Here is a 7,945-nt window from a genome sequence, read left to right on the forward strand (position 1 = left end):
TAGACGGCGTGCCTGCGATGGACCAGCTGCCGCTGGCGCCGGATGATTTGCTAAGGGTTGGGCGGATGATCAGGGAAATCCACGATGCCAGCGAACCCTTCGGCATCCCGGAGGCTGGTTGGCACCTGCTGCTGCCCGCCGAGAATCCGAACCTGATGTGCCACAACGACCTCGCTCCGTGGAACCTGATCAGGGGAGACCGGTGGGTCTTCATCGATTGGGATGGTGCCGGCCCCAGCACCCGGCTGTGGGATCTGGCGTACGCGGCGCAGTCGTTTGGCATGCTGTTCGAGGGCCAGCCAGTGGAAGCTGCGGCCTCAAGATTGCGTGCCGTTGTAGACGGGTACGAAGCGGATGACGCCATGAGCAGCGCACTGCCGTCCGCGATGGTGAAGCGAACGACGGCAATGTGGAACCTGCTGAAGTCTTCGAACGAGTCTGGGCTCCAGCCGTGGGCCGACATGTATGTCAACGGCCACGGCGAGCACTGGCGCACGGCCGCGCAGTACGTCGCGCGGAATCAAACGGCTTGGGAACAGGCCCTCGCGGAAGAGTGACCCTAGCTTACGAGCCTGGGAGCATCAATGGGACATATGGGAAGCGATGTGCGGGAGCCACGCCGGGAGGTTAAATCCTGGCGCCGGCGGTCGGGTCCCGACGCCCGGCGCCATTCGGGCTATGCAGACCCGGGCAGATCCGCATCGTCCTGGCCGCGCATCATGTCGGAGTCTGTGGCATTGGAAGCAGCCCAAACACTCTGCGGATCGGCGCCGCCCTCCATGGCCTCGGTCATTGCATCGCGCAGGTCCATTCTCGCTTGATCCGCGGCAAAGTCCGYCGACTCACTATCTGCGGAAGCCACCCAAACGCGCGCCAAACTCTCTTCCACATCAGCCTCCAGACTATTGAGTTCACACCCTCCCCGGCGGGGGCAGATCGATTATAGCCATCCGAGTGCTGCGAATCGTACCCGCGAAGTGAGGAGTGTGGGACCGCGATCTCCCTATCGCTGAAAAGCTTCCTTAACGTCCGGGGACGTGGACTCCTGAATAACCCAGCGGTTGCCGTCGGGGTCACTGAAGTAGGCAAAGGCGATCCCGCCGAGGTCCTGGACCTCACTGATCTCCGCCCCGCGACGGAGGAGCTCGGCCCGTGTGGACGCCATGTCCGGCACGACCAATTGCAGGCCCTCCAGGCTCCCGGGAGACATGCTGTTCATGCCCGTGCCAATGACTATGGACGTCGTGGATCCCGGCGGGGTGAGCTGGACCACCCGCATGCCCGGTATGTACTCCACATCGTGGTCGAGGACGAAACCCATCCGGTCGGCGTAAAACGTTTTGGCCGCGTCGACGTCGGCAACCGGTACCTGGACCACTTCAAGGCGCATCTCCATGCGCATCACAGTACCCCGGATTCCGCGGACGCGGTGGTTCAAAACGTAGGCGTCCCGGGCTCGGCGAGCGGGTACTTGCGCTGGATTTCGGCCACCTTCGGATCGTTCTCATCAGCACCGTAGTCCGAGGTGCGGGTGATGTCCTTTCCGTCCGAGAGCTTGAGGGCGCGGAAGACCAGGGACAGGACAGCCGCGACGACGAGGTTTATGGCAAACGCCACCACGGCGATGTAGACCTGCACGTCGGTGCCGGGGATGGCGGCGATGGAGCCGCCAAAGTGGGCTTTCGTGACGGGGTTGACAACGTTGTAGGCGGCGATCGTGCCATAGGCGATGCCGGCCGCCCAGCCGATAAAGAGCGCCCACCGGTGGAACCAGCGGGTGTACAGCCCGGCCACGATCGCCGGGAAGGTCTGCAGGATCCAGATGCCGCCCAGGAGCTGCATGTTGATGGCCGCCGACTGGTCCATGGCAATGACGAAGATCAGCGCACCGAACTTCACCACCAAGGACGCCACCTTGGAAACGCTCGCTTCCTGGCGGGGCGTCGCGTCGGGCTTGATCAGGTCCCGGTAGATGTTCCGGGTGAACAGGTTAGCCGCGGCGATGGACATGATGGCCGCCGGGACCAAGGCCCCGATGGCGATCGCGGCGAGGGCGATGCCGGCAAACCAGGCCGGAAAGTGATCCAGGAACAACTGCGGCACCACCAGTTGCGGGTTGACCGTGCCGTTCAAATCGACGGGCTTGGTTCCCGCGTAAATGGCCGCGTATCCGAGCAGCGCCAGGAAGCCCAGCATCAACGAATAGAGCGGGAGCACTGCGGCGTTCCGGCGGATGGTGTTCCTGCTTTTGGTCGCGAGTACTCCCGTGATCGAGTGCGGGTACATGAACAGGGCCAGGGCTGAGCCCAGCGCCAGCGTCCAGTAGGCCGAGTAGCTCGTGGCGCCCGGGATGAAGACACCGGCGGGCTTTCCGGTGGCCGGGTTTACCGTCGCCAGCTTCGCCTCCGCGGAGTCGAAGATGGTGCCCCAGCCGCCGAACTTGATCGGCAGGTAGATCACCGCGACGATCACCGCCAGATAGATCAGCAGATCCTTCACGACGGCGATCAGGGCCGGGGCCCGCAGGCCGGACATGTACGTATAGGCGGCCAGGACCACGAACGCGATGATCAGGGGCAGGTCGGTCAGCAGGGCGTTCTCGGCACTGCCCAGTCCGAGCACGGTGAGCACGGCCTTGATGCCCACCAGCTGCAACGCGATGTACGGCATGGTCGCGACAATGCCGGTGACGGCCACTGCAATGGTCAACGGCCTGCTGCCGTAACGGCCGCCGACAAAGTCGGCAGGCGTGACAAACCCGTGCCGGTGCGAGACGGACCACAACCGGCTCATCAGCAGGAACACGATGGGATACAGCACGATCGTGTAGGGCACCGCGAAGAACCCGCTCACGGCTCCCGTGGCCCACATGGCMGCGGGTACGGCCACGAACGTGTAGGCCGTGTAGAGGTCGCCGCCGAGCAGGAACCAGGTCACCCAGGTGCCGAAACTCCGGCCCCCCAGTCCCCATTCGTCCAGGCTGTGCAGCCCTGTCGTCTCTTCCCGCCGCCAGCGTGCCGCAAAGAACCCCAGTGCAGCCACCAAGACGAAGAGGATGATCACAATGGTGAGGGCTATTCCGTTGATCGGGCGGTCCGGGACTGCCAGCGCCACAGTGGCCCCGTTCACCGCTCCTCCCCTGCCCGGGCCTCGTCGCGCACCGCTTCGCGCCGGCGTCGGTCCTCCCTGGTGACCAACCAGTAGGAGATTCCCACCAGGGCCGCTGTGACCGGAATCCACGCCATCTGGTACCAGTAGAAGTACGGGATACCGTATAGACGCGGGTTGTCGAACGAGTACGCGGGCACAAACAGCGGCACCACGATGGCGGCCAGCAGCAGGATTCCTGAAATCACATAGGGTCCGGGCCTGGCCGGGCCTCGCGTTGGCAGATCGGGACTGGACATCGACGCCTCCTCATTGAGACGGGCCCCCGGAGCGGGAAGGCTTCCCGGGACGTGCCGGCGGCCTGCAGACCGCGGATCAGCGCGGTGGTAAACAACAGAATAGACACTGGATTAATTCTTCAACAGTGCAAACTACCCGGTTCTTGGCACGGCAAGCCCCTGCGTCTGGCGCCGGTGGCCGTGGAACCCCTGTGCTGCGGAGCGGCAACCCAGGCTCCGAGGCCGCTAGAGGAACTCGGCCCGGCCCTCCATGGCGGAGGAGGCCAGCGCGTGTTCCCGGCGAGGAATCCGGCCTGCCAGCCGCGCCAGCCGCCCGGCGAGGACGGCATGCCTGAAGGCGGCGCCCATCATCACCGGGTCCTGGGCGCGAGTCACAGCGGTCGCCAGCAGCACGGCGTCGCAGCCGAGCTCCATCGCGAGTGCCGCGTCCGACGCGGTGCCGATGCCGGCGTCGAGCACCACCGGCACCGATGCACGGGAGACGATCAGCTCGATGTTGTGCGGGTTGAGGATGCCCAGGCCGGTGCCGATCGGGGCGCCCAGGGGCATGACGGCGGTGGCGCCGAGGTGTTCCAGCCGCAGCGCCAGCACCGGATCATCGTTGCTGTAGGCGAAGACCTTGAAGCCGCGGCCCACCAGCTGTTCGGTGGCCTCCACCAGCTCCAGCGCGTCCGGCAGCAGGGTCTGCTCGTCCGCGATCACCTCAAGTTTCACCCAGTCGGTTTCCAGCGCTTCGCGTGCCAGTTCGGCCGTGAGGACTGCGTCCCGGGCGGTAAAGCAGCCGGCCGTGTTCGGCAGCACCCGAATGTTGCGCTCGGCCAGCAGTTGGAACAGCGAGCCGCTTTCGGCCGGCGAGTAGCGGCGCATAGCCACCGTGGTGAGTTCCGTTCCGGAGGCCACCAGCGCGGCGCCAAGGCCCTCCAGGCTCGGCGCGCCGCCGGTGCCCATGATCAGGCGCGAGCCCAGTTCCACGCCGTCGACGATCAGCGGATCCCGGTGTCCTTGCGCTGCGGTCAGTGTTGTTTCTCCCATGTGCTTCATCCTCCCTGTACGGCGGTAACGAGTTCGACGTCGTCGCCCTCGGCGAGCGCGGTCGCGTGCCACTGGCTGCGCGGCACCACTTCGGCGTTGCGGGCGACGGCGACGCCGAGCTTGCGGCCGTCCGTGGCCCGGCCATCCGCACCCAGCTCCCGTCCCGTGACCCCGCCGACGAGGGCGCTGACGGTGGCGCCGTCGGCGACCGTGTGCTGCGCTCCGTTGAGCCTGATGTTCATGCTGGTGCCCTGTCTTTCGTTGTGGTGTCCGGCGGCGTTGTGTCGCCGGCCGAGGCGTCCCGGCTGCGGTTGGCGAAGCGGTCCGGCCGGAACCGGTCCCAGCGCGGATCCGGCTCGCCGTCCAGCAACTGCCGGCAGACGGCTGCTGCCACCGGGGTGAGCAGGACTCCGTGCCGGAAGAAGCCAGTGGCAATGATCAGCCCCTCGTAGTCCGGCCCGCTACCGGAGCCGGCCACGCGCCCCAGCAGCGGGGCGTTGTCCGGGGTGCCTGGCCGTGCCCGGGCCGTGGCCTCCAGCAGTTCCAGTTCGGCGACGGCGGGCAGCAGCTGCTGGGCGTCACGCAGCAGCTGGTAGACGCCGCCGGCGGAGACCGCACCGGGATCCGAAGGCGCATCCTCCCGCTGGGTGGCGCCGATCACGACCGTGCCGTCCTCCCGCGGCACGATGTACACCGGGCTCCCGCGGACCAGACCGCGCACCGTGCAGCGCAGCAACGGCCGGAGCGCCGCCGGTACACGAAGCCGGAGGATATCGCCGTAAACCGGCCGCAGCGGGAGGGTAAGTCCCCCGGGCAGGCCCTGCAGGCCGGCCGCTCCGAGTCCGTTGGCCACGATGGTCTCACCGGCGCGGATCTCCCCGCCGTCCTCGAGGCTGACCCCGGAGACCCGGTCCCCGTCCCAGCGCAGCCCTGCGGCGCGGCGGGGCACGGCTGTGTACCGGTGGTCGCGGGCCAGGAGCTCGGCGGTCTGGACGAGCAAGCGGCGGGGGTCAACCTGGTGGTCGGCGGGGATGTCGAATGCGCAGGAGATGCCCGGGCTGAGCAGGGGTTCACGCCCCCGCGCCTCGCGCACCGTCAGCGGCTCCACGGCCAGGCCGCAGGACAGTTGGACGCTCCGCAGGTCGGCGAGCGCCCGGCGGTCGGCCGCGTCCGCGCCGACGGCGAGGGTCGGCGTCGTGCGGTACCCGGTGCCGCCCGCATCCGACCGGCCGCCGCCAAGTCCCGCGGCGAAGCCCGGCCAGAGCCGTGAGGCTTCGAGCATGAGTGCCAGCAGCTCTTCCTCCTGGTAGTGGAGTTCGCTGACCGGTGCCAGCATGCCGGCGGCGGCCCAGCTGGCACCGGTGCCGGGGGCGTCGTCGATCAGCGCGACGGAGCGGCCCGACCGGCACGCTTCCCAGGCGATGCCGTGGCCGATCACCCCGCCGCCGATCACGGCGACGTCGTACGGCCCGGGGGGTGTGGCGGATATGACAGATGGTGAGGCCATGGCTTCCTTCCCTACGCCGGTACTAACCGGATCAGGTCAAGCGGTCGGCTCTGACGCCCTCTCAGCCCTGCGCCGTGTGACGGCACGTGCGGGCTCCCGCGGTATGCGACCAGTTTAGGGGAACTAGGCTTGGGGGATGAGCCAGGAAGCCCTCACCCCCGCCCGCCTGTACCTTTGCACCGATGCCCGGAAGGGGCGGGGCGACTTCGAAGACTTTGTTGACGCCGCCTTTGCCGGCGGGGTCGACATCATCCAGCTGCGGGACAAGTCGCTGGAGGCCGCCAAGGAACTGGAGCTGCTGGAGGTCCTGCACGCCGTGGCGCTGCGGCACAACCGGCTCTGGGCGGTCAACGACCGGGCGGACCTCGCCTCGCTCGCCGGCGCACCCGTCTTCCACATCGGGCAAAAGGACATTCCGCTCGCTGCGGCCCGGGGCTTCCTTGGCGGGAGCACCGTGATCGGCATGTCCACCCACACCCCGGCTCAGGTCGATGCGGCCATCACCGCGGCCCGGGGCCCGCTTGGGCTGGACTACTTCTGCGTGGGGCCGGTGTGGGCCACCCCCACGAAGCCCGGCAGGGCCGCCGTCGGGCTGGACCTGGTGCGCCACGCCGCCGTCGCGGGCGACCGCGGCAGGGCCCCGGCGGAGCGGGCCGGAGCGGAACCGGGGGTGCCGCCGTGGTTCGCGATCGGCGGCATCGACCTGGGCAACGTGGAACAAGTGGTGGACGCCGGCGCCCGGCGCATCGTGGTGGTCCGGGCGATCACCGAGGCGGACGATCCCGCCGCGGCGGCGCGCGCCCTGCTCGCCGCGCTCGACGCCGGGAGCTCGATTGAGGCAGGCGCCGTCACCGCCGGGGGCGCCAACTAGCCGGCGAGCCCCAACTGGGACATCCGGCGGGAATGGGCGGCGGCCAGCTCGGCCGTCAGGCGGCGGGCCAAGTCGGCTCCCCCGGCGGTATCCGCGCCGGCCGGGCCGTGGAGGAAGGCATGCTCCTGTCCGACCCGCTGTGCCAGGGAAAGCGCCTCGCCGAGCAACCGCCGCGACCACAGTGCCAGCCGGGACGCCAACCGGGGATCATCAGCGAGCGCCGCCTTGAGCCGCTCCCGGAGTACCGCCGCCGCATCCCCGGCGGACTGGATCCGTCCGATCAGCGCGGCCATGTCGGCGTCGACGTGGCCGGAAATCGACTGGAAGAAGTCGGCGGACACCGCGTCGATCACGTAGGCCTTCATCAACGATTCGTACCAGTCGGCCGGGCGGGTGCGCTCGTGGAAGGAATCGACCGGTGGCTGGAACGGCAGCATGGTTTCCTCCACGTCGAGGCCCAGCTCCGCCAGCTTCTTGCAGACCAGTTCGAAGTGCTGGAACTCGATGACGGCAAGCCGGCCCAGGACCGCCCGGTCGTGCAAGGTGGGCGAATACCGTGCGTCAGAGGAAAGCCGCTCAAAGGCCGAGAGCTCCACGTACGCCATTACTCCGAGCAGATCCCGGCGGAAGCGCTTGCCGTGGGCCGGGTCTGCCGGGGAGGTGCTCATGTTTCAAGACTAATAGCGGAAATCGGGCTAACCTGATTTTCGTGTCTCATCATCGCCTGACTCCGACTGTGCTTCAGCAGCAGAACCAGCTTGCCCAAGCGCTCAAAGCATTGCGGACCACGCTGGAACTGCCGGGGCCCTTTCCGGAGGCGGTGCTCCGGGAAGCGGCGGCTGCCGTGGCAGGGCATCAACTCCCGGAGCTGGACCTGACCCATGTGGAGTTTGTGACGATTGATCCGGCCTCCTCGACGGACCTGGACCAGGCGCTCTACCTAGACCGCGCCGGCGAGGGTTATAAGGTCTTCTACGCGATCGCGGATGTCCCGTCTTTCGTGACTCCTGGCAGCGCGCTCGACGCCGAGACCCGTCACCGCGGCCAGACTTTCTACACGCCCGACGGACGGATCCCGTTGCACCCCGAGGTCATCAGCGAGGCGGCCGGCAGCCTGCTGGCGGGACA

General features: G+C 67.9%; 11 protein-coding genes and 1 riboswitch. Of the genes, 3 read left to right on the top strand and 8 right to left on the bottom strand.

Translation table 11 applies throughout. The features are described from left to right. Positions 1 to 557, top strand: a 557-nt coding sequence (locus AB4Y86_RS07175) for a phosphotransferase (RefSeq protein WP_441401393.1), incomplete at its 5' end; no start/stop codon positions are given. 119 nt (positions 558 to 676) lie between these two features. Here AB4Y86_RS07175 and AB4Y86_RS07180 read toward each other — a convergent pair. The 7 genes from AB4Y86_RS07180 to thiO all read right to left on the bottom strand — a co-directional run bounded on the left by AB4Y86_RS07180 (position 677) and on the right by thiO (position 5,946). Next, complete coding sequence (locus tag AB4Y86_RS07180) at positions 677 to 811, bottom strand: hypothetical protein (RefSeq protein ID WP_441401394.1); 135 nt, start codon at positions 809 to 811, stop codon at positions 677 to 679. A 192-nt stretch (positions 812 to 1,003) separates the two neighbouring features. Next, on the bottom strand, positions 1,004 to 1,396 hold the full coding sequence (locus AB4Y86_RS07185) for a VOC family protein (RefSeq protein WP_441401411.1): 393 nt from the start codon (positions 1,394 to 1,396) through the stop codon (positions 1,004 to 1,006). A 38-nt stretch (positions 1,397 to 1,434) separates the two neighbouring features. Continuing rightward, positions 1,435 to 3,129, bottom strand: a complete 1,695-nt coding sequence (gene mctP / locus AB4Y86_RS07190) for a monocarboxylate uptake permease MctP (protein ID WP_441401396.1) — start codon at positions 3,127 to 3,129, stop codon at positions 1,435 to 1,437. Then, positions 3,126 to 3,407, bottom strand: a complete 282-nt coding sequence (locus AB4Y86_RS07195; protein WP_441401398.1) for a DUF3311 domain-containing protein — start codon at positions 3,405 to 3,407, stop codon at positions 3,126 to 3,128. Before AB4Y86_RS07195 ends, mctP begins: the two co-directional genes overlap by 4 nt. 225 nt (positions 3,408 to 3,632) lie before the next feature. Next, positions 3,633 to 4,439: a thiazole synthase gene (locus AB4Y86_RS07200; RefSeq protein ID WP_441401400.1), complete on the bottom strand. Its 807-nt coding sequence runs from the start codon at positions 4,437 to 4,439 to the stop codon at positions 3,633 to 3,635. Between the two features lie 5 nt (positions 4,440 to 4,444). After that, complete coding sequence (gene thiS / locus AB4Y86_RS07205) at positions 4,445 to 4,681, bottom strand: sulfur carrier protein ThiS (RefSeq protein WP_441401402.1); 237 nt, start codon at positions 4,679 to 4,681, stop codon at positions 4,445 to 4,447. After that, a complete protein-coding gene (gene thiO / locus AB4Y86_RS07210; RefSeq protein WP_441401404.1) occupies positions 4,678 to 5,946 on the bottom strand; it encodes a glycine oxidase ThiO in 1,269 nt (422 codons plus the stop codon). Before thiO ends, thiS begins: the two co-directional genes overlap by 4 nt. Next, positions 5,937 to 6,056, bottom strand: a riboswitch (TPP riboswitch). Its footprint overlaps the gene before it by 10 nt. A gap of 26 nt (positions 6,057 to 6,082) precedes the next feature. Here thiO and thiE point away from each other — a divergent pair. After that, positions 6,083 to 6,817: a thiamine phosphate synthase gene (gene thiE / locus AB4Y86_RS07215; RefSeq protein WP_441401405.1), complete on the top strand. Its 735-nt coding sequence runs from the start codon at positions 6,083 to 6,085 to the stop codon at positions 6,815 to 6,817. Here the strand turns inward: thiE and AB4Y86_RS07220 are convergent. Beyond that, the gene (locus AB4Y86_RS07220; protein WP_441401407.1) at positions 6,814 to 7,485 is read right to left on the bottom strand and encodes a ferritin-like fold-containing protein; all 672 of its coding nucleotides are present in this window, start codon (positions 7,483 to 7,485) and stop codon (positions 6,814 to 6,816) included. The genes thiE and AB4Y86_RS07220 overlap by 4 nt on opposite strands. A 41-nt stretch (positions 7,486 to 7,526) precedes the next feature. Here AB4Y86_RS07220 and AB4Y86_RS07225 point away from each other — a divergent pair. Then, a partial coding sequence (locus AB4Y86_RS07225; RefSeq protein WP_441401409.1) for an RNB domain-containing ribonuclease occupies positions 7,527 to 7,945 on the top strand: 419 nt, incomplete at its 3' end.

The organism is Arthrobacter sp. 2YAF22_2, from assembly GCF_052114645.1.
Classification (GTDB): domain Bacteria; phylum Actinomycetota; class Actinomycetes; order Actinomycetales; family Micrococcaceae; genus Arthrobacter.

What these genes read in the sequence shown, in the direction of transcription:
- AB4Y86_RS07185 (WP_441401411.1), bottom strand. Translation starts at nt 1,396, where the DNA reads ATGGAGATGCGCCTTGAAGTGGTCCAGGTACCGGTTGCCGACGTCGAC.
- AB4Y86_RS07195 (WP_441401398.1), bottom strand. Translation starts at nt 3,407, where the DNA reads ATGTCCAGTCCCGATCTGCCAACGCGAGGCCCGGCCAGGCCCGGACCC.
- thiO (WP_441401404.1), bottom strand. Translation starts at nt 5,946, where the DNA reads ATGGCCTCACCATCTGTCATATCCGCCACACCCCCCGGGCCGTACGAC.
- thiS (WP_441401402.1), bottom strand. Translation starts at nt 4,681, where the DNA reads ATGAACATCAGGCTCAACGGAGCGCAGCACACGGTCGCCGACGGCGCC.
- thiE (WP_441401405.1), top strand. Translation starts at nt 6,083, where the DNA reads ATGAGCCAGGAAGCCCTCACCCCCGCCCGCCTGTACCTTTGCACCGAT.
- AB4Y86_RS07200 (WP_441401400.1), bottom strand. Translation starts at nt 4,439, where the DNA reads ATGGGAGAAACAACACTGACCGCAGCGCAAGGACACCGGGATCCGCTG.
- AB4Y86_RS07220 (WP_441401407.1), bottom strand. Translation starts at nt 7,485, where the DNA reads ATGAGCACCTCCCCGGCAGACCCGGCCCACGGCAAGCGCTTCCGCCGG.
- AB4Y86_RS07180 (WP_441401394.1), bottom strand. Translation starts at nt 811, where the DNA reads ATGGACCTGCGCGATGCAATGACCGAGGCCATGGAGGGCGGCGCCGAT.